Origin of the sequence: Shewanella sp. SM23 (assembly GCF_025654295.1) — a bacterium.
Taxonomy (GTDB): Bacteria; Pseudomonadota; Gammaproteobacteria; order Enterobacterales; family Shewanellaceae; genus Shewanella; species Shewanella oncorhynchi.
Genome location: NZ_JAKKRM010000001.1, coordinates 235,274 through 257,380 on the forward strand (window position 1 = coordinate 235,274; position 22,107 = coordinate 257,380).

A 22,107-nucleotide genomic window follows, 5' to 3' on the forward strand; every position below is an offset into this window, starting at 1 on the left:
TCGTCTCCTTAGCGCTGTAATAGCTTGCCAGATGGATGGTTTGAACCATGGACTTGACTGTGGCAATTTAAACAGCTTCTTCCACCCGTAAAGGCATTGTCGCCGACGTTTGAACCTAAACCAGTGTTACCTAAGTAAGCATTGCTGGCGTGGCCATCGCTGGCGTGACATTGCTGACACAGCTGCGGTGCGCGGGTTTTCAACATGGCATCATTCACACTGCCGTGAGGATTGTGGCAAGTCACACAGTTCTCAGTGACGGGTGCATGTTCCCACAGTTTTGGGCCGCGTTTCTCGGCGTGGCAGGAGTAACAGGTTTCGTTAATGCTAGGCTTGTTTAGATCGGAATCTGTCATGCTCCCATGGGGATTATGACAATCGCTACAGGTCATTTGAGCCCATTTTAGTGGGTGACTCGAGCGTTTATTCATATCTGCTTTTTGCTTAGTGTGACAGCTAGTACAGACTTCCATTTCGGTGTTTTTTGATAACACAGGATCTTTTGCGACATGCACTTGGTGGCATGAGGCACAAGCGACATCGGCATTGTCATGGTGACTACCGTTCCAAGATACGCGTTTATCATCTTGGTGACAGCTCATACAGACACTGTTTTGTTTTTCTGCACTTAAGGTCGATTGCTTACCAAAAGTGATCATCGGCTCGTTGCCGCCTTTATTGTGTTGACCCATAGGACCATGACAGGCTTCACATTGCAGGCCAGCCATTGGGCTCTTTGATGAATCAATGGCGCCATGGACACCTTTGAAAAGGTCCATCACTTTTTCAGATTTTTTGTGGCACATCAAACAAGAATCGGCACCTTTAGGGGAGTAGCTGCCTTCGGCAAACTTCTTATCTAAGGTGGCTTCGACTTGTTCTGGAGTCATTTTGTCATCCCACTTTGAGGCGTGTGCACTCGGTGTGATGCATAAAGACATCACTGCAGACATTGCCATGGAGATGACAAGTGCCGGCAGTAGGTTTTTCATTTTTAGGCTGTTCTTCATAATAGGCTTCCCAATTTGTCCCAACAAAATTCAAGAAAGGGGGAGCGAACTCCCCCTGCTTGGGCAAATTACATCTTCACCTGAGTGTGATCTGTTGGTGTGGGTTTGTGACAGTAGAAACAGGTTTCTGACTGCGCCGCTTGATTGGCTTGAACATAATCACCGTTCACAATCGCGCCCATATTTTCTAAGCCGTGGCCAATAGATTCTGGCGCGTGGCATGAAGTACAAGTGGCAGTGATTGGCGTGGTGTATTTACCCGCAGTTGTTGCCAGAGCGCCTTTGACCTTGAATGCATCTAGGTTGAAGTCGTTATGACATTGGGTACATTCTTTGATGACACCTTGTTTACCATGAACAACGTGTAATTTCATCTCCAACGCACCTTTGTTAGCACCACTTGCATAGGTACCATCAGGGGTATGACAAGCGACACACGCATCCACACCGACGATTGGCTTACCGCTGGCATCTTTTGCATGTGATAGCTGTTCTGTCATCACAAAACCCGCATGGTGGCCTTTGTGAATTTCGAAGCTATCACCGTGACAACCTTGACAGGTACCAAACTCAACTGAGTTAACATGACGCATGCTCGGTGCTTTACCAGACTTAGTGCCAAAAGCTAGTTCAGCTTTCATGCTCGTTGTTGCGCTGTCTGCGGTACATGCGGTTAAGCTTGTACCAGTGCTACACACTTCTAAACCGATAATGGTAAAGGCGGTATCAGTATCGCCTGCACCGAAAGGTAGAGCGGGTGTTGTAAAGACCAATTTACCGTCAACTAAGGTTACACCTTCTTGCAGTGCGCCATCTTTGACTAAGTCTTTCGCTATTTTCGCTTTACCGCTACCTGGACTTGGATTGTAGCCCATGATCGGGAAGTTAGGGCCAACGTTGGTAACAGACTCTAAACGTTTAATCTTATCTTGAACGGTTGCCGCATCAATTGCGTTACCATCTTTGTCTAAGATAGACACGGTTAATACTGCAGTATCATCAGCTTGACCAGCAAGTGCTGCTGACATACCTAACTGAGCGATAACGGCTTTTTTGTCTGCAGTCTTACCTGTGTGCAGTTCTGCAGTCCAATCGCTGTTATGACAGGCGATACAGTTGGAGTTATCTAGTTGTTGTGAGTGGCCTTTACCAGCAGCAAAGTCCACTGCGCTATGGCAGCTTCCACATGAGGCAGCAGTTGGGATACGTGACCAATTACTCCAATCAGGCGTAGCCTCATTTGCTGCGTGACAGCTTTGACAGCTTTCTAATGAGCCTAAGGTGAGGTCTTTGTGTTTAGCGTGAACGAGAACATTGAACTCTTTACCTACACCGACTTTTCCGGCCGTGTGGCAAGTTGCACAGTAATTAACGTCGGAATACGCGCCGCCATGTTTAACATTAGCTAAATCTTGGTGACAAGTATTACAGCTTTCTGTGGCGACAATTTTGCGACTGTATGTTGGCAGTGCACCAGTATCGGCAGTGAAGTCGACAAAGGCGTTACTGTTTGGTACTTGAGTACCATCGGGAAGCGGAGTGTTATAAGCGCGGATTAATACTCGTTGAGCTAACTGTTCGTTATAAGTGACTTTAGTGTTAGCGGTCAGGTTCATACTAAAAGTATAACTGTAGTGACCGTTTTTCTTGTCAACGAAAGTCCCTGGGCATGTTGCAGCTACATCACAGGTTTCATCACCAAAGTATTGCCATTGTGACGCATTACCTGCACCAGTTGCGCCTTGTGGGATTAATTGTGCTGCGGCAAAACGCATTTTTTGTAGGCCAACAACGGGTAAATCATTTTCGTTAGTGACGGTAAACTCAACACTCGGAATACCGTTAGTGACGACAGATTTGTCAAAGGCGAAATTAAGGGTTTGAATCGCTGGAGCAGGTTCGCCACCAGGTTCACCGGGATTACCATCATTACCATCGCTGCCACCACAGCCCGCTAAGGCCATAGTGACTGCACTTGCTGCTAACAGCAGTGCGATTTTAGTTGTTTGTGCGTTCATCATTTTTTTCCCTGCATAGGTTTGGCATTGCTTAAACGCTATGTTCTAGAGCCAACAGATTCTATGTCTGTGTTTTTGGTCACTAGAAGCGACTTAAGTGGATGCTGGAAATAGAATTCCCCAAGGAAAGGCTAACCTAACATGACCTTAAAATCTCCAAGGCCTTTGCTAATGTGTGACTTGGATCTTTCTATTTCTAAAGAGGTATTTAAAGCGAGAGGTAAAAATGATTCTAGAACAAAAAAACAGCGGATTTTATCTGGGTAATGTGCGTTGACTTTATACTATAAAAGCAAGGTTTGAATGGGATTGCTGTTATGTAAATAAAATCCCCCGCAGTGCGAGGGATTTTGCTGAATTTAATGTGAGTAACGACTGATTTGCGATTCGTTACTCGGTTCCATATTAGTATTTCACTGGGTGAACTTTATCCACACCAAATGATTTACCTTCACCATGGCAGGTCGCACAGGTTTCGCTACCAGGAGTATAAGTGCCAGCAGCAGCGTTATATACACCACCATTGGTTTCGAAGTGACCTATCACTGCGCTGTCAGTTGCGGTCGTTGCATGGCAAGATGCACAAGCTGCAACGGTTGGTGAGTATTCACCAGTACTTGCTAAGAACGCAGGTTTATCGCCTAGTGTAGCTAAGCTAAGTTGACCTTTATCATGACAAGCCGCGCAGTTCGCTGGGTTTTCAGGGAAGGTTGCTGCATCTGTTGTTAAACGGCGAACACTGCGAGTATCAGCGTGAATTTGGTGGATCATGACTTTAAAGTCAAAACCACGTTCAAATGGCTTTTTACTGTGAGCAGGAGCGCCATTGTGACAAGCCACACAACTACCATCGGCTAAAGCTACCGCGGTATTAGGTACAGCAGAGTGACAAGTACCACAGCTGTTATCAGGCTTGTCTGCCGCATGGGTCAGCGCATGAGAGGCTGAAAAGTCAGCTTTCTCACCATGACAGTTAGCACATTTTGCTTCAGAGATGACTATGCTACGTGCGGTAACATTACTTGCATCGGCAGAGAATGAAGCTTTATTACTGCCAACAATCACTTCGTAGATTGGTGCTTCAGTGTTACTACAATCAATCGCAGCATCCATCGTTGGATCGAGTTCTGCAGAGTTTGCACAGATCAGCAATTTGCCGTCCATGAAGCCTTTACCAATACTAACAATTTGTTTGTATGGAACAGAACTTGTGCCAATAACAGCTTTAATGCCTGTTAATGTGTATGTTACTTTTGAGCCATTTGGTACCGCTGTTAAGTTAGCGTTAGTCTCAACTTTGGCCAAATTTACAGAAATACGGTTTTCGCTACGACCTAAAGTACCATTAGATGGACGTGGGCCCATGGTGTATTCAGTGCCATTGAATGCCGTTAAGCTGACCCAAAACTCTTTCACTTTAGGATCTTGATGTGGAGCAACATCACTGTGCCAATCGACTGTGAATGTTAACTCTCCTTTAGCCACATCAAATGTGCCATTTTCTAACTTATAGGCATATTCAGTTCGCAGTAACTTAGTGGCATTAGCTTTTGCTAAGTGATATTTAGCGCTGCCTTCTTCACCTTGTTCGGCGTGACAAGAAGCGCAGCCTCCATTTTGGAATACATTGACTAGGTTTGCACCTGGAATACCGTCAATTTCAGGTGTTGCATAGTAATGGAAATAGTTACCAACGAAACCACGGTCTTTTTGACCTTCAGGTGGCGTTAACCATTCACTGTTATCTACTGGATTAAAACCTGACATGTGACAAGATGCGCAGGCTAAACCTTTGTGATGTTTAAAGCTCGCGGCATCAACGGGTCCTTTGTCATCTGTGCTATGGCAAGACTGGCAGTTCCCGATAGAGACAGGCAGAGTGACTCGTTCAGAAACGTCTTTACCTTCACGGTATTGTGGGTAGTCACTTTCAGCCGCAGCTTTAGCCATAGTACCGCTAAAGTCATAAGCCGTTCCGCTGTAACCCACCATAGCGTAAGTACCTTTGTGAATGGCATGAACCATGGCGCCCATATCCAAAGGTGATCCTGTTTCTGGATCTTTACTGTAGCTGGTATGACAAACTTGACAGTTTGCTATTCCGATCCGTCTTCCGCCATGTAGTGCTAATGGCTTAGCAGTAGAAGATGTATCGCTATAATTTGTGCTGTGACACTTGATACAGTTCGCTTCTAAATCGACAACCGTACGCGTTTCCGTCTCTTTAGCTACTCTAAAGTTATCGCTTGGTAAGAAGTCGATATGGCTGTTGACTAACTTGGCATCTTTACTGCCATCGGTTTGAAGTTCTAAAGTAATGCGATGTATTAATGTTGGGTCGTAGGTTAAATCGAGACCTTCAATAGCGGGCAAAGTACTTAAATTGGTTTGGAAGGTATAGCGGTAAACGCCACTATCAACCACTGTTAAACAAGTGGTTTTACAACTAGATTCGATGTTCGCTTGAATAGCATCACCAGGTGTAAATTTCATTTCTTTAGTAATAGGATTGCCAGCGCTATCTTTACCATCGGTATAGCTATAATTTGCAAGACTGCGTGCAGGATCAGCTGCTTTCACTGAGTTGATATAGCTGACCCATTGAGGTGTTTTGTAACCTTTGCCACTTTCAGGGGTAAGTTTTGCAATACCCAATCCGATAGCATTGATTTGAGCGTATTGCTCTAGGCCCGTCACAGGAACGCCATTCGCATTCGTTAGTACTATGTCTACGCTGACAGTGCCGTTGTCAATTTTTACATCTTCAAGTGTGGCTTTGAGTGTGGTGGCTTGACTTATGTCTAAGCCTACCGGACCCGGTTTTCCGTCTTCACCATCTTTACCGTCACTACCACCGCAACCGGCGAGTAGTAGAGAGAGTAAACCGGCACCCAACATCGCTTTTGTTGCGGTATTGAAATTGAACCGTTTCATCATGATATTTCCCTGCAATAGTTGTAATCATCATCAAACGCCTGGCAAATAAGAATAAATCTCATTACCCGCATAAGATGTGTGGAATTAGTTTTCCATCTGTAAGGCTAACTAAGTCACTGGTATTTATCAGTCACTTTAGGCGGGTAATGTGACTGAGATCTGACTATTTCTTTAGGAGTAGATGACTGCATCGTATGAGTTCCTTTTATATCTGCAGTTGCTGGCCTTTTTAGGCCAGCATCATAGGGTTAGTTTATTGGATGCACTTTCAACACGTCCGCGACTCCGCCCTGTCCATGACAGAAAGCACAGGTTTCAGTTCCTGCGGTTGCATCGGATTTTGTACCTGCAAAAACAGCACCTTGCTGAGCCATGTGGTTATGAGTGCTGGTATCTGAATGGCAGTTGCTACACACAGCGGCAATTGGGCTGGTAAAAGTGCCGTTATCGAGGGCAAGGGGTTGTACCGCTGAATTTAAGGGGAGGGCGACGGTAGAAATCCCCGCAGTATCGTTAACGTGACATTGGGCACAGTTACCGATTTTTCCTGGGTAGTTTAGGCTTTCAAACCCCGTGAATTGACTGGTGTGAATACCGTGGATCAGCTGCTTAAAGTCAAATGACGTGATTGAAGGATTGGCTGCCGTCGCATCGGCCAGCATATTGGCGTTATGGCATAGCTGGCATTGACCATCGAGATCGTTACGTGAGCCGTGAATATTCAGTTTTTGATCACCATGGCAATTACCGCAGCTTGCATTGCTCACAACGCTACGGCGACCTTCATTGCTCAATGCTGCCATATCAAAATAACTGTGGCTGGATTTAATCACTAACACTTCCGCCAGTTCAGTCGTGCAATCAACCAGTACTTTATCTTTGGCACAGACTCTGCCTTGAATCGCAAGTCCGCCATGATCCGTTTCAGTGCCTGCTGGCACAGTAAGGCCCGCTATCGTATAGATATAAATGCCATTAGAGCCTGATATGGGTGTGGATTCCGGCAGTTTAATCGAGCGAGCTGAACGGGTCGCATAATCAAAACTGGTTCCCCAGTTGGCATATACCCTTAAATCATTGATAAATTTTAGTTTATCGGCACTTTCGCTATACACAGTTCCTGTGGCTGGATTCATCAGCTTAACCGCAACAGTGACCGTACCATTGGCATCCATACTGGCGCTGGTGATGCTTGGGCTAAATTGCATCAGTGCCGCGGCTTTAGCTTCATCACTGTGTACGCTTGCGGTCCAGTCGGCATTATGACACGCCACGCAGTTACTGTTATCTGTTTGCACTGGGTGTCCTTCGCCTGCGGGGAAATTGATCTGTGTATGACAGGCACCACAGGCTTGCATGGTCGGGACTCTGCGCCAGTTTTGCTGTTCGGTTAACTCAGCCTTATCGACGTGACAGGTTTGGCAGTCACTAATGGGTTGCGGGAAGCCGGTTAAATGTTTGCTGTGGATCATTTGTGGGAAAATATCAGGGTTACTGACTTTTTTGCTGTTATGGCAGGTGACGCAGGTTTCGATTTGATCATATCTACTGCCATGGAAAGCAAGATTACTGTGGCAACTATTACAGGTCTCTATTGTGACTAAGTTGCGGGTGTAAGCGACATTACTACCTGAAGATTGCCAGTCATAATGCTGATTGGTTATAGGTAAGGGCGTGTTATCGGCAAGTTTATCGCCGCCAATTTTGACTACCATTCTTTGGGTCGCTTCTGGCATAAACGTCACTCCATTCATGCCATTAAATGCGGCGCTGAAGGTGTAACTGTAGTGACCGTTTTTATGATCTGTGAGACTGCCAGGGCAAGTTGCCGCGCAGGTTTCAGCGGTAAAGTGCTGCCATTCACTGCTATTCCCCGCGCCTGTATAACCTTGGGGGAGAAGCTGCGCAGCAATAAATGTCGCCGATGGGATACCAATCACGGCTTCATCATCTTGATTGCTTACTTGAAAATCCACTTGAGCAATGCCATCTGTCATCGCGACTTTATCGACCATGATGTTAAGGCTAGTTATCGTTAATGCAGGCGGTTTCGCAGGCTCACCGGGATTACCATCTTGGCCGTTATCACCGCCACAGGCGCTTAATAGCGAGACTAAGGCCAGCATAAGACTGAATTGAGTGCGAATTTTTGCAAACTTGTTCATATTTCTATCCTTGGAATGCGCTGTCAGTGCCTAAGTTACATTTGGTAGCTTAAGGTCAAGCCTAAGTAGTGGGCGTTATAGTCGTGGCTCATATCACCGAAACTGAGCACGTTAGGGATAGTGTCCCAGCTTGTGCCTTGGTTCTGCCAATTTGCATCTTGATATTTTTCGAATAACCAATCGACTCTCAGTGACATGCTGTCGGCAAACTTATATTTGGCATAGGCATTAATATTGTGTTTGCGGCTGTAATAGTCGCCATAGGGGCTATTGATGCCGTAGGTGATGTCGGTATCACTCTGTCCATCGGAATAGCTGTAGTCCAAGCCAATGTCGAGGTGATTATCGAACAGGTTTTGATAACTAAAACCAGCCCCAATTAGAGTCGATTTTTCTTCGGCAGTGCTGTACCAATCGGGCGTTGAAAAGCGGTTACTGCCCGCTTGATCTGAGTCGCGCCAATCTTGGTTAACAAAAGCGGTGAAATGAAGATCGTTACTCAGCGCATATTGGGCCGATACGTCATAACCTAGGTAGGACACTTGAGTGAGACCCACTTGGGTATGGTGATAATCGTCATCGACACTGTGCAAGCTGGCGCCCAGCGAGAGGCCGATATCAGTTTGATAATCAGTGTGTAAGGTGACTTTTTGTCTTTTTCTGTCGGCAAGGTAGGATTTACGTAGCCAAGGATTGCTTTGACTTTGAGTGGTCGTGACGGGATCGTATTCACTGCCATCGCGCTCTAGTGCTTCTCCTTTCAACCAAGCTGACCATGCGGGTGAATAGCGATAACTTAGTTTAGCAAACACGCCAGATTCATCGATGGATTGGCGGTCGAGTTCGGCATAATCGTTTTCATTATGGCTGTAACCCGCTTCGGCATAAGCCGCTGAGGTAAAGCGGTATTTGCTTTTAAGTTCGAGTTTTTTTGTGCGCTTATCATAAAGGCTATTTTGGGCTGTGCCTTGATTAATACTGTCGGTGATGATCTGCGGAAAGTCTAATTGAGCCGTTTTATTATCTCTGTCTTGATAGTTGTAGCTTGCCTGCATGCTTAAATCTTGGTTGATCCGTCCTGAATATTTAAGGTCCATCTCTACAATATCAACTTGGCCATTTAAGGTATCCGCAGGCAGGACGGGCGATGGGCCATTGATGGTGGCAGGAATAAAGGTGTCATCTTGGGTCATGCGGCTAAAGCCTGCGTGCATCAATACATTTTGACCATTTGCCCCCCCTGAGGCTTCTGCGGCAACTCGGTAGGCTTTATTGTCGGGGTCGACCGCATTCTGGCCTAAGTATGCTGCACCAAAGGTGGGTGTGTAGGCTGATTGCCACTGCATGGCTTGGTGATCATTTTTATATTGGCTGATTTGGCTATTGATGCCTGCTTGCCAGCCTGAACCGTTAAAATAAACTCTCGCATCGACTTCATCAGTACTGTCATCAATTGGTTGGGCTAGCATAACGCTATTGGTGAGTATATTGGCGCTGGTCTTTTTGGCGCCGCTACGGTCTTCATGCTGATAGTTTAGCGAGGCTTTGTAGTGACTGTTATTGTCACCTTCAGGTGATATTTTGCCAGCGTAGTAACCACCGATACTAAAGCGATCACGTTGAATACTTAAATCTTGGCTAACAAGGCTGCTCTGTAACATAGGCATAGATTGCGTTGTGCCGCCTGTTATCCAGTTATCGGGCAATAACATTTTATCTTGCACTGAGGTATAGGGGCTTTTGAGTTGATTATGGTTATAGTTTGCTAAGCCTCTATAACCTAAGTTGATTTGATAGTTTCCCGGCCTTCCTGTTGTGAGCTTGGCTGAGCCCGCATCAAAACCTAACTTATCCGCGACCAGCTCGGTTTGATAACCCGTCTGCGTTTTGTACATCATATCCGCACCGACGGCGCCAACGAGACCATAGTTATCTGTCCCACTACTGTTACCGAAACGGCTGTCCTCACTATCGTTGTAAGCGAGGCTGGCACTGACATTGCCAATATGCCCTGTCTTAGGTTGGCATTGCTTACAGCTCCATGCCTCTGTCTTTATGCTACTTCGATTCGCTTCTTGCAGCTCATAACCTTCGGCGTGTGCTTGAGTCAAAACACCGCTTATCGCCCAAGCCAGCAAAGTGAGGGAGAAATAAGCGCTAGGGTGAGACATTTTAGCTGTTCGCATGATCATTCCCTTGTTATCTCTGCAGTAATTTGCCAGAAGGATGGTTAGAGCCATGCACTTGTCCGTGACAATTCATACAGGAATTACCAGAAGTGAAGGCATTGGTTTGATTGCCAAAATAGGCATTACTGCTATGGCCATCCGAAGCGTGGCACTGCTGACACAGTTGTGGCGGTTTGCTGATCAGCATGGCTTCGTTCACGCTGCCGTGGGGATTATGGCAATTAGCGCAGTTGTCGGTGACGGGGGCATGTTCCCACAGTTTAGGGCCGCGTTTTTCGGCATGACAGCTATAGCAATTTTCATTAACACTCATTTGCTTCAAGCTTGAATCGTTTAAACTGCCGTGGGGATTATGGCAGTCACTGCACACCATTTGTTGCCACTGTAATGGATGCGCCGAGCGCTTGTGCATATCGGCTTTTTGTTGGGTATGGCACTGGGTACAAATGGTGACTTCATTGGCTTTATCGCTGATAGGATCTTTTGCGGTATGCACTTGATGGCAGCTGCTACAGGCGACATCGGCGTTATCGTGGTGATTGCCTTTCCATGCGGTACGTTGACTGTCATTGTGGCAACTCATACAGACACTGTTTTGCTTTTGCGCGGGAACAGGGGAGTTTGCGCCAAAGGTGATCATCGGCTCTTTTCCACCTTTGTTATGATTCCCTAAAGGGCCGTGGCAGGCTTCGCACTGCAAATCGGCCATGGGTGAATCTTTCACATTAGGGTTGCCATGAACCCCCTCAAATATTGCCATCACCACGGCACTTTTTTTGTGGCACATCAGGCAAGTATCAGCGCCTTTAGCGGAATACTTACCTTCGGCGAATTTTTTGTCTAATGTCGCAACAACTTCTTCTGGTTTTTTGTCATCCCAAGGGGTCGCTGAGGCCGAAACGCTTGCGATTGATAACAAAATACATAGCATAGCCTTAGCTATGCTTCTGAACTTTAGCCCTATTTCCATGGTTATGTTTTCCCGAGTGCATTTATATTTGTTATTTTTACGCTTTCGACATTGCTAATTTAGCTTATTGAACTCGGTTAATATTAGAACAAGTGTGTGACACCTGCATAACATTGCGTGGTCTTTTCACTGTAAAGAGGGATGATTTTACAGGCGATATAGATTAAGTGTGATTTTGATCACACTTGCTTCGGGTGGGATTTGTTTACAGCGTTTTGACTTCTGTCCATCGCTTGATAGTCACTAATGCTAAGGTGCGGATTTTTATTTTCGGTTGGTCGTTTATTCATTGGAATTTTTATCACATAATACCCAACACAATTGAAAACTATTATCGTTACCAATCAAAAATCATGATCTAGGTAAAGTTATTAGTGTCATCGCTCGGTTACAATGGGCGCAGTTTTTCGAGCTGAACCTGTTGCAAGGTGGAATACGTAATGAAGTTAAGCGAACTCAGTCCCGGCGATCGCGGTCTTATTTCTGAAGTGGGGCGTTTGGCGCTGCCACAAACCGTGAAGCGCAAGTTGTTGTCCATGGGGATCACGCCAAATACGCGTTTTTTATTGATCCGATACGCACCTATGGGTTCTGGTCTCGAACTGGATATTCGTGGTAGTAAACTTTGTATGCGCAGAGATTTGGCAGACATCATTGAGGTGGAAAAGACGAATGGCTAAGCAGTTTCATTGCGTCACAGTAGGAAACCCTAACGCGGGTAAATCTACACTCTTTAACGCGCTAACAGGCGCAAATCAACAAGTGGGTAACTGGTCTGGTGTTACGGTCGAAAAAAAGACTGGTCATTTCACCTTAAACGGTGCTGACGTCTATCTGACAGACTTACCGGGTATTTACGATCTTCTTCCTGCGGGTAATAGTTGCGATTGTTCACTTGATGAGCAAATTGCGCAGCAATACCTTGCCGAGCAACGTGTCGATGGCATTATCAATTTAGTCGATGCCACTAATATCGAACGTCACTTATATCTCACAGCCCAATTGCGTGAACTCGCTATCCCTATGGTAGTGGTGCTGAATAAAATTGATTCGGCTGTCAAACGTGGGATTAAAGTCGATTTAAAGAAAATGAGCCAAGAGCTGGGTTGCCCTGTGATTGGCGTGTGTTCGCGAGATCCTGCCGATGTCGCTAAAGTGCAGGCACAGGTACTCGATTTACTTCAAGGCCGAGTCTCAGAAGCCCCATTAGTGCTTCATTATGATGAACAAATTGAAGCGGGCGTGCAGTTACTTTGCAGCAAAGATGCCCAATTAAGTCGCGGCCGCGCTTTGGCTATGCTAGGTAATGGTTCGGGTTGTGGTAGCTGTAAAAATGCTGAACTGCAGGATGAAGTGAATTCCTGTACTCAGATTATCGCTCAGCAAGGCCATGATATTGAAGTGATGGTGGCGACCACGCGCTTTAATTTCGTTGAACAAGTTTTTCAAGGTTCAGTGAAAGAGTCAGGGTTCCTCACCCTCAGTGACAAATTAGATAAACTCGTTTTACATCCTGTGCTTGGCATTCCTGTGTTCTTGTTTGTGATGTATTTGATGTTTATGTTCAGCATTAATATTGGCAGTGCTTTTATTGATTTCTTTGATGTTTTTGCTGGCGCACTGTTTGTCGATCACTTCGGTTCATTCTTGACGAGCATGGGCTCTCCGGCTTGGTTGGTCACTATCTTAGCGGGAGGTGTCGGCCAAGGCATTCAAACCGTATCAACCTTTATTCCTGTTATTGCGGCGCTTTTCCTCGGTTTGTCGATCCTCGAAAGTTCTGGCTACATGGCACGCGCTGCATTTGTGGTTGACGGTTTAATGCGTCGTATTGGCCTGCCTGGTAAAGCATTCGTTCCTATGATTGTCGGTTTTGGTTGTTCAGTGCCTGCAATTATGGCTACGCGAACCTTAGGCAGTGAGCGTGAGCGTATTGTGACAGGGATGATGGCGCCATTTATGTCCTGTGGTGCACGTCTTCCTGTTTATGCACTATTTGCGGCGGCTTTCTTCCCTGATTCAGGTCAGAATTTAGTCTTCTTGCTGTATATTATTGGTATCTTTGCCGCTATCGGTACGGGTTTATTACTCAGAAGCACTTTATTACCCGGCAGCAGTAGTGCAGTGGTGATGGAGCTACCAAGTTATGAACTACCTAAGCTGAAAGCTGTTATGGTTCGTACAGGTAAACGCACTAAGAGTTTTATTTTAGGCGCAGGTAAAACGATTGTGCTGGTCGTGACCTTATTGAACTTCATTAATGCTATTGGTGTTGATGGCACATTTGGCCATGAAGACAGCCAAGCATCTTTGCTGAGTGTCGCGAGCCAAAAAATCACGCCTATCTTCTCGCCTATGGGCATAGAGCAGGATAACTGGCCTGCAACCGTCGGTATTATCACGGGTATTTTCGCCAAAGAAGCGGTTGTTGGTACCTTAAACAGTCTATACAGCAGCGCGGCGCCGACAGATGAAGAGCTTGCACCATTGAGCGAAAGCTTTAATGCGGCTCTGGCAACGATTCCAGCTAACTTGTTTGGTTTAGATCTTGAAGATCCGCTTAAATTGTCGGTCGGTGATTTAACCAATAAAGAAACCGTTGCTGAAGAACAAGGTGTTGCGACATCGACTTTCGGTGCTTTACAAGCAGGTTTTAGTGGTAAAGTTGCTGCTTTCTCCTATTTGCTGTTTATCTTACTTTATACTCCTTGTGTTGCGGCAATGGGCGCCTTAGTGCATGAGTTTGGTTCTCGGTGGGCGACGTTCGCGGCAACGTGGACTTTCTCACTGGCTTATGGTTCTGCAACGGTAGTTTATCAAGCAGCTACCTTTACGCAGCACCCAGTTCAATCAAGTCTGTGGATTGGTTTCTTCTTGTTTGCATTAGCCGCTTTTTATCTGTGGTTGAAACGTAAGGGCAAAAGAAGCCAGCAGATTATTCCTGGGATCCGCATTATCACCGAGTAAGATTTACTGAGTCGGCGTGACTGAATAATAAATGTCAGCTTAGTTAGGTCAAAGATAAAAGCAGCTTTCATGGCTGCTTTTATTGTTTTACTATCGCGGTTATAACCCCAAACAGTCAAAAACCAGAGTTTTTAACCCTAGGCATTGTAACTAGTGGTGATCTGTAGGATCATGCTGGTTTTCTTAAAATTGCCATTGTTCGCAAAGAGGAATTCCATGAGTCATGTGGACACTGAAGTACGTCCGAGTAACTTTATTCGTAATATCATAGATGAAGATTTACAAAGCGGTAAGCACACGAGTGTACAGACTCGTTTCCCGCCGGAACCGAATGGCTATCTTCATATTGGTCATGCTAAATCTATCTGCTTAAATTTTGGGATAGCGCGAGACTATAACGGTCTGTGTAATTTACGTTTTGACGATACTAATCCTGAAAAAGAAGACATTGATTATGTTAATTCTATTCAGGCGGATGTGCGTTGGCTTGGATTCCAGTGGGATGGCGATGTTCGCTATTCATCAAACTATTTTGATCAGTTACATCAATATGCGGTTGAACTGATCAATAAAGGTTTGGCTTATGTGTGTTTCTTAAATGCTGATGAAACCCGCGAATACCGTGGTACGTTAAAAGAGCCAGGTAAAAACAGTCCTTTTCGCGACACATCAGTCGAAGAAAACCTCGCCTTATTCGCTAAGATGCGCGACGGTGGTTTTAAAGAAGGCGAGTGCGCATTGCGTGCCAAAATTGATATGGCATCGCCATTCATGTGTATGCGTGATCCTATCATCTACCGTATTCGTTTTGCCCATCATCATCAAACAGGTGACAAGTGGTGCATTTACCCAATGTACGACTTCACGCACTGTATTTCTGATGCGTTAGAACATATTACCCACTCTTTATGTACATTAGAGTTCCAAGACAACCGTCGTTTATACGATTGGGTGTTGGATAATTTGAACGATTTTCAAGCGCCGAATCGTACTCGTCAATACGAGTTTTCTCGCTTAAATCTCGAATATACCTTGATGTCTAAACGTAAGCTGAACGACCTTGTGACCCGTAAACTCGTGTCAGGTTGGGATGACCCTCGTATGCCAACGATTGCAGGCTTACGTCGCCGTGGTTATACACCAGCGTCAATTCGCGAGTTCTGTCAACGTATCGGCGTGACTAAGCAAGAGAATATGATTGAAGTCGGCATGTTAGATGCGTGTATTCGTGAAGAATTGAACGAACATGCACCGCGTGCGATGGCCGTATTGCGTCCATTGAAAGTCATCATTGAAAACTATGCTGAAGGTGAACTTGAGTACATTCAAGCGGCCGCTCATCCAAATGATGAGAGCATGGGGACGCGTGAATTAGCCTTTGGCCGAGAAATATTGATCGATGTGGCTGACTTTAAAGAAGAAGCCAACAAACAATACAAACGCTTAGTTACAGGCAAAGAAGTGCGTTTACGTAATGCCTATGTGATTAAAGCTGAACGTTGTGACAAAGACAGCGAAGGTAATATCACGACGGTTTACTGTACTTATGATCCTGAAACTTTAGGTAAAAACCCTGCAGATGGCCGTAAAGTCAAAGGCGTGATCCATTGGGTTGAGGCATCTACAGCTAAGCCTGCTGAATTCCGTCTCTATCAGCGTTTATTTACCGATCCTAATCCTGCTGCGGCAGAGACTGTGGATGAAGTGTTGAACCCTGAATCATTGATCGTGGTACAAGGTTTTGCAGAAGCAAGCCTAGTGAATGCACCTGCGGAACAAGCCTATCAGTTTGAGCGTGAAGGCTATTTCTGCGCTGACAGTAAAGATTCATCGCCGGATAATTTAGTGTTTAACTTAACCGTAGCGCTGCGTGATTCTTTCGAGTGATTTTGCTTAAGTGGATCTGTTTGACTGAGTGAGTCAAACAGATCTGCTAAATCGCTCAGAGCGTTAATTAAACCCAAAAAAGAAGGCCTTGACGGCCTTCTTTTTTATTTTCTGCTAAAAATTCAATTGCTACGCAGAGCTTGAGTTGCTGTTGATTAAATTTGTGATGAATTAAAGTGGTTATTGGTACATAGGACCAAAGCCTAAGCTCCATAAAATGACACTAGTTGCCATTAGCCCCACCAAGAGTACTAAGCCAGCAGTCACCATAGAGCTGGCGTAGATAAAACCTTTCTCTTCGGGGATATTCATAATGATAGGGACCCCCGCGTACAGTAAATACACTGAGTAGGCTAAACCAATCAACCCCACTATCATGATAAACCATAGCACTGGATATAATGCGGCTAAACCGACCATAAACAACGGGGTTGCAGTGTAGGACGCGAGCTCTAATGCTTGGGTGTAAGTTGGGTTAGCATCGAAGGTTTTTGCCATCCAATAGGCTAAATAGGCAAGGGCGAATACGCCTGCAATTAGGCCTAAATACATGCCTGCGGACATAAACAGGGCACTTTGTGGTGTAAGGTAAATAGGATCGCCAGCGCCAGGATTCCAGCCAATGTAAGCCGTAGCTATATAGCTGCACACCGCCGGAATTAAGGCGATAAGAACTACATGGCTTAAGCTATTTTTCAGTGCCTCATGGTTTTTTTCAATTGTTTGCCACTCTTGTTTTGGATGAGTGTATAGCCCCATTAAGTGATTCAGTATCATTATAATTATCCTTGTTCAGCATTGATGAATGGCTCGCCAAACGTCAGACGAGCTGATAACAGCTCTACAATCGAGGTTAAAATGGTGTCCTGTCTCTTTATCCATCGATTGGTTACACATAGAGAAGTGAGAGGCTGTGTGATCAGGATCTCAGTTCTTTAGAGTGTAGATTATTTATTGAACAAAAAGTTCAGCGCGTCAAGTTTACTTAAGCCTAATGCTATAGCTTATGAGTAAATATGCGTAAAATAGTGCGATATTCAGAATGATATTGAGTGAGTCCATGCTGCAACTTCTTGCCCCCATCCACGCATTTCTTCACTGTGAAACACCGCAAACTTGGATTGATGTTGCGATAAAATCAGATTCCTTGGATGAGTTGCTGATCGACCATTGTAACTGTGAGTTAAAAGCCGCTCAGACAGCGATTTTTTTGCTACGAAAATATGCGTTAGATAAAGACAGTGGTCGAGCTCTGTTGGCGTGGGCTAAACCCTATGAAGAGTTTATTTATTCGCAAGAACATGATGTGGAAAGTTTTTTAGCCCGTGATGTGAAAAAGAATGAGTTGGTAACTGACCTTATACCTAAGCCCAACTTTAAGTTTGCTGCGAATTTAGTTTCACCTTTAATCCGCTTGATTAAAGAAGAGTTTCATCATTTTGAACAAGTATTGGATTTAATGCATAAGCGCAGTATTGATTACCGCAATATTCGCGCGGGGCGTTATGCCAAGGGCATGATGAGTCATGTGACAACCCATGAGAAAGATATTTTGCGGGATAAGTTGATTGTAGGGGCATATATTGAGGCTCGCTCGTGCGAGCGCTTCGCTAAACTCGCGCCTTATTTAGATGGTGAGTTGAGTAAGTTTTATGTGTCACTGCTGCGTTCTGAAGCTCGACATTATCAAGATTATCTTGCGTTAGCTCAGTTGGTTTCACCTGAGGATATTAGCGAGCGAGTGAAGTACTTTGGCGAGTTAGAAGCTGAGTTGATTTTAGCGCAGGATGATGAGTTTCGTTTCCACAGTGGGTCGCCTCTATTAAATTAATTTGAACGGCTTTGCTTCCCCAAACGAGTAGAGTTAAGTTCATACAGCTGAAAAGATTAACGGTTCTAACAAACCGTTAATCACAGTATTTTCAAGCTATTAAAGCTAAAAATTTAAGCCATTTAAGCTTAAGTAACGCTAAATGAGGCTTACTTAAGCCAATGCCTTTAGGTCATCGTCGGGTCGAAGGGTAAGGACTGTAAATTAATCCCTTCAGCGCTCACACTGAGCACACTGCCTTGTTCATACCAATCGCCAACCACTATACGCTTACAGCCATTGGCAAGTTGATGAATGGCCGGTCTGTGGGTATGTCCGTGGATCATATGCTTAGTGTGTGTCTTGGCAAATAACACATCGACCGCATTGGGCTCTACATCCATGATAGTGTAACTCTTTTGCTTATTGCTGTTCTTGCTCTTGCTGCGAATTTTATCAGCAATGCCCTGACGGGTTTTCTTGGATAAACAACCATACAACCAACGAGACAGCGATAAACTGCGTAGTTTTCGAAAGCGTTGGTAGGCCTTATCTAAAGTACATAAGCTGTCGCCGTGCAAAATTACAGTGTCGACACCGTATAAATTGAGGCGAGTGACTTCGGGTAAAATTTGCATGCCTGCGGTGCGCGCAAATTGTTTGCCTAGCATGAAGTCACGGTTGCCATGGATAAAATACACGGGCAACTTTTGTGATACTTGCTTGAGTTTTTCGGCGATGTCTAGGGCAAAAGGCAAGGCAATATCATCACCAACCCAGACTTCAAACAAATCGCCTAGGATATAAAGGGCGTCAGCATCATCGAGTTCAGTGTCGAGAAAGTGAGTGAACGCTTGGGTGATATCAAGGCGATCTGCACTCAGGTGCAGATCGCCTATAAATAGAGTTCGCATTCGCCGTATTATGCCGCGACGCTGACTTTTTCAATCACAATGGCTTCTAATGGCACATCTTGATGCATACCACGGTTGCCAGTGCTAACGGCCTTGATTTTTTCGATAATGTCCATGCCTTCAACGATTTCGCCGAATACGCAGTAGCCCCAGCCCTGTGAGGTTTCTGATTTAAAATCGAGGAAAGTGTTGTCGTTCACGTTAATGAAGAACTGCGCAGTAGCTGAATGTGGATCTGAAGTACGCGCCATAGCGACAGTACCAGTACGGTTTGATAAACCGTTATTGGCTTCGTTCTTCACTGGCTCGTTACAACGCTTTTGGCTCATGTCTTCGTTGAAGCCACCACCTTGGATCATGAAACCGTCTATCACACGGTGGAAGATAGTGCCGTCGAAGAAACCTTCGTCAACATATTTCATGAAGTTTGCTACTGTTAACGGTGCTTTTTCAGCGTTCAGTTGCAGTTTAATGTCGCCTAAATTAGTGTGTAATGTGATCATGTTTTCATACTCAGTGTAAATAGTGGCGCGATTCTAACTTATCTCGGATTGCGCGCAAAGTGCAGTATTCAAAACCTGTCAGGCCGTGATAGACTGACTCCTTGATTTTACACCTGAATGTATCATTGAAGAGAATATCGATGTTGAAGATTTACAACAGTATTACCCGCCAAAAACAGGAATTTAAGCCAATTAATCCCGGGAAAATTGGGATGTACGTGTGTGGTGTGACCATATACGATCTCTGTCATATTGGTCATGGCCGTACTTTTGTTTCCTTCGACATGATAGTGCGCTACCTGCGTTACGCGGGTTATGAAGTGAATTTTCAGCGCAATATTACTGATGTTGATGACAAAATCATCAAGCGCGCTAACGAGAATAACGAAAGCTGTGAAGCCTTAACCGAACGTCTTATTGGTGAAATGCACCAAGACTTCGATGCCTTAAATATGTTGCGCCCCGATTTTGAACCGCGCGCGACCCTTCACATTGCTGAAATCATCGACATGGTTGAGTTATTACTCGCCCGTGGCCATGCCTATGTGGCGAGCGATGGTGATGTGCTTTTCAGTGTGGCCTCATATCCTGATTATGGCCGTTTATCGGGCCAGAATTTAGATCAACTGCAAGCTGGTGCTCGGGTTGAAGTGGACGAAACCAAGCAAAATCCAATGGATTTTGTGTTGTGGAAAATGTCTAAACCTGGCGAGCCAACGTGGGAATCCCCATGGGGACCGGGTCGTCCTGGCTGGCATATCGAATGTTCGGCCATGAACAGCAAACATTTAGGTCTGCATTTTGATATCCATGGCGGCGGCTCTGACTTACAGTTCCCACATCATGAGAATGAAATCGCCCAGTCTTGCTGTGCCCATGACACACCATACGTCAACTATTGGATGCACACTGGCATGGTGATGGTTGACCGTGAAAAGATGTCTAAGTCCTTAGGCAACTTCTTCACCATTCGAGATGTGCTTGGTCACTATGATGCTGAAACTGTGCGTTATTTCTTATTATCGGGCCATTATCGTAGCCAACTGAACTATTCAGAAGATAACTTGAAACAAGCGCGTTCAGCCTTAGAGCGTTTGTATACGGCGATTAAAGATGTCGACTTAACTGTCGTTGCGGCGCCTGCAGAAGAGTTTGTCGCTAAGTTTAAAGCGGCGATGGATGATGACTTTAATACACCTGAAGCCTATTCAGTCCTTTTTGACATGGTGCGTGAGATCAATCGTTTAAAACTGACCGATATGGCACAGGCATCTGCGTTAGCGGTCACCTTGAAGCAATTAGCGGATGTGTTAGGTCTATTAAGCCAAGAGCCAGAGGCCTTCTTTCAAGGCGGCGGTAGTGACGATGAAGTGGCCGAAATCGAAGCCTTAATCGTTGAGCGTAACCGTGCTCGTACCGAAAAGGATTGGGCTGCTGCGGATGTGGCGCGTAATCGTTTAGATATTTTGGGCGTTGTGCTTGAAGATGGTCCAAGTGGCACCACTTGGCGTAAGAAATAAGCTTATTCGCTATATTTTTAATTCAAGAAAATCTTCAGTAAATAAAAAACCTGCATCATGCAGGTTTTTTTATGCTTGCTAGAACCTAGAACCTAGAACCTAGAACCTAGAACCTAGAACCTAGAACCTAGAACCTAGAACCTAGTCATGATACTGCTCGGCAGCATATAAGGTGTTTTCTAATAGGCTTGCAATCGTCATCGGGCCAACACCGCCGGGGACTGGAGTGATAAAGCTGGCATTTTGCGCTGCAATGTTATATTGCACATCGCCGACTAAGGTGCCGTTATCTAAACGGTTAATGCCTACGTCAATGACGATAGCGCCGGGCTTGATCCACTCGCCAGGAATAAAGCCAGGTTTACCCACAGCAACGACCACGAGATCTGCCTGACGGATTTTTTGCTCGAGATTCTTAGTGAAGCGGTGGCAAGTAGTGGTGGTACAGCCAGCCAGCAGCAACTCTAAGGTCATTGGGCGGCCGACAATATTCGATGCGCCAACCACAACAGCATCTAAACCATAGGTATCAACGCCGGTGGATTTGATGAGTGTCATTATTCCCATTGGGGTACAAGAGCGCAGCACCGGAATACGCTGGGCTAAACGACCGACGTTGTACGGGTGAAATCCATCGACATCTTTATCTGGGCGGATACGCTCGATGACTTTTGAGTCTTCGATATGCGTGGGTAATGGCAGTTGCACTAAGATGCCATCGATGGTCGGATCATCATTCAGACTATCAATCAGGTTGAGTAATTCATCTTCAGTGCAGTTTGTTTCTAAATCGTATGAACGAGAAATAAATCCAACTTCTTCACAAGCCTTACGTTTACTGCCAACATAAACTTGTGATGCCGGATCGGCTCCCACTAATATTACGGCTAAACCCGGTACGCGTTGTCCAGCCTCTTTGCGGGCGGTGACTTTTTCGCTGAGCTTAGTGCGGATGGATTGAGCAATCGCCTTGCCGTCGATTATTTGGGCTGTCATGGGTGTAGGATATCCTTTATATGGGCGATGGTGAAAACAGTAGTTAACACAGAGATTGGCAATCGTGGCTATTTTAACAGGGCACAGCTACTGTGTCATGGTTAAAGCCGTTGCCAAGTGGATAAAAAAAACCAGATTAGCCTGATAATTCAGCACCTAGAGTCGAACGATAAAAAAATCGTTGACGGGTGTAAAGTGAGGGGATAAGATGCGCTCCGTTC

Annotated in this window: 15 protein-coding genes; 5 read left to right on the plus strand and 10 right to left on the minus strand. The window is 45.3% G+C overall.

Annotated features, from left to right (window positions below):
* Positions 1-8 precede the first annotated feature (8 nt).
* The 6 genes from mtrA to L5L98_RS00990 form a co-directional block, all read right to left on the minus strand.
* Positions 9-1,010 (minus strand): decaheme c-type cytochrome MtrA, encoded by a 1,002-nt coding sequence (gene mtrA, locus L5L98_RS00965; protein ID WP_028760483.1) that lies wholly within the window; start codon positions 1,008-1,010, stop codon positions 9-11.
* Between the two features lie 68 nt (positions 1,011-1,078).
* Positions 1,079-3,031 carry an OmcA/MtrC family decaheme c-type cytochrome gene (locus L5L98_RS00970; protein WP_173245653.1) on the minus strand — a complete coding sequence of 651 codons (1,953 nt, stop codon included), beginning with the start codon at positions 3,029-3,031 and terminating at the stop codon, positions 1,079-1,081.
* A 402-nt stretch (positions 3,032-3,433) separates the two neighbouring features.
* On the minus strand, positions 3,434-5,965 hold the full coding sequence (locus L5L98_RS00975) for an OmcA/MtrC family decaheme c-type cytochrome (protein WP_263138175.1): 2,532 nt from the start codon (positions 5,963-5,965) through the stop codon (positions 3,434-3,436).
* 248 nt (positions 5,966-6,213) lie between these two features.
* A complete protein-coding gene (locus L5L98_RS00980) occupies positions 6,214-8,130 on the minus strand; it encodes an OmcA/MtrC family decaheme c-type cytochrome (protein ID WP_263138176.1) in 1,917 nt (638 codons plus the stop codon).
* A 35-nt stretch (positions 8,131-8,165) separates the two neighbouring features.
* On the minus strand, positions 8,166-10,316 hold the full coding sequence (locus L5L98_RS00985) for an MtrB/PioB family decaheme-associated outer membrane protein (RefSeq protein WP_263138177.1): 2,151 nt from the start codon (positions 10,314-10,316) through the stop codon (positions 8,166-8,168).
* Between the two features lie 13 nt (positions 10,317-10,329).
* Complete coding sequence (locus tag L5L98_RS00990) at positions 10,330-11,289, minus strand: DmsE family decaheme c-type cytochrome (protein ID WP_173913212.1); 960 nt, start codon at positions 11,287-11,289, stop codon at positions 10,330-10,332.
* Positions 11,290-11,729: 440 nt separating this feature from the next.
* Between L5L98_RS00990 and L5L98_RS00995 the strand changes: the two genes are divergently transcribed.
* The 3 genes from L5L98_RS00995 to glnS all read left to right on the plus strand — a co-directional run bounded on the left by L5L98_RS00995 (position 11,730) and on the right by glnS (position 16,143).
* A complete protein-coding gene (locus L5L98_RS00995) occupies positions 11,730-11,969 on the plus strand; it encodes a ferrous iron transport protein A (protein ID WP_028760477.1) in 240 nt (79 codons plus the stop codon).
* Positions 11,962-14,256: a Fe(2+) transporter permease subunit FeoB gene (gene feoB, locus L5L98_RS01000; protein WP_105252942.1), complete on the plus strand. Its 2,295-nt coding sequence runs from the start codon at positions 11,962-11,964 to the stop codon at positions 14,254-14,256. The genes L5L98_RS00995 and feoB overlap by 8 nt, the downstream gene beginning before the upstream one ends.
* A 216-nt stretch (positions 14,257-14,472) precedes the next feature.
* Entirely contained in the window at positions 14,473-16,143 is a 1,671-nt protein-coding gene (glnS, locus tag L5L98_RS01005; RefSeq protein ID WP_173245638.1) for a glutamine--tRNA ligase, read from the plus strand.
* Between the two features lie 180 nt (positions 16,144-16,323).
* On the opposite strand, the gene L5L98_RS01010 is transcribed toward glnS, so the two are convergent.
* On the minus strand, positions 16,324-16,920 hold the full coding sequence (locus tag L5L98_RS01010) for a Yip1 family protein (protein ID WP_263138178.1): 597 nt from the start codon (positions 16,918-16,920) through the stop codon (positions 16,324-16,326).
* A 283-nt stretch (positions 16,921-17,203) separates the two neighbouring features.
* Here L5L98_RS01010 and miaE point away from each other — a divergent pair, with 283 nt between their 5' ends.
* Positions 17,204-17,974 (plus strand): tRNA isopentenyl-2-thiomethyl-A-37 hydroxylase MiaE, encoded by a 771-nt coding sequence (gene miaE, locus L5L98_RS01015; protein WP_028760473.1) that lies wholly within the window; start codon positions 17,204-17,206, stop codon positions 17,972-17,974.
* Between the two features lie 167 nt (positions 17,975-18,141).
* Here miaE and L5L98_RS01020 read toward each other — a convergent pair whose 3' ends face one another.
* A complete protein-coding gene (locus tag L5L98_RS01020) occupies positions 18,142-18,867 on the minus strand; it encodes a UDP-2,3-diacylglucosamine diphosphatase (RefSeq protein WP_263138179.1) in 726 nt (241 codons plus the stop codon).
* 8 nt (positions 18,868-18,875) lie between these two features.
* Entirely contained in the window at positions 18,876-19,370 is a 495-nt protein-coding gene (locus L5L98_RS01025; protein WP_198572192.1) for a peptidylprolyl isomerase, read from the minus strand.
* Positions 19,371-19,510: 140 nt separating this feature from the next.
* On the opposite strand from L5L98_RS01025, the gene cysS reads away from it, so the two are divergent.
* Positions 19,511-20,890: a cysteine--tRNA ligase gene (gene cysS, locus L5L98_RS01030; RefSeq protein ID WP_263138180.1), complete on the plus strand. Its 1,380-nt coding sequence runs from the start codon at positions 19,511-19,513 to the stop codon at positions 20,888-20,890.
* Between the two features lie 141 nt (positions 20,891-21,031).
* Here the strand turns inward: cysS and folD are convergent, their stop codons facing one another.
* A complete protein-coding gene (gene folD, locus L5L98_RS01035) occupies positions 21,032-21,886 on the minus strand; it encodes a bifunctional methylenetetrahydrofolate dehydrogenase/methenyltetrahydrofolate cyclohydrolase FolD (RefSeq protein ID WP_263138181.1) in 855 nt (284 codons plus the stop codon).
* Between the last annotated feature and the right edge of the window lie 221 nt (positions 21,887-22,107).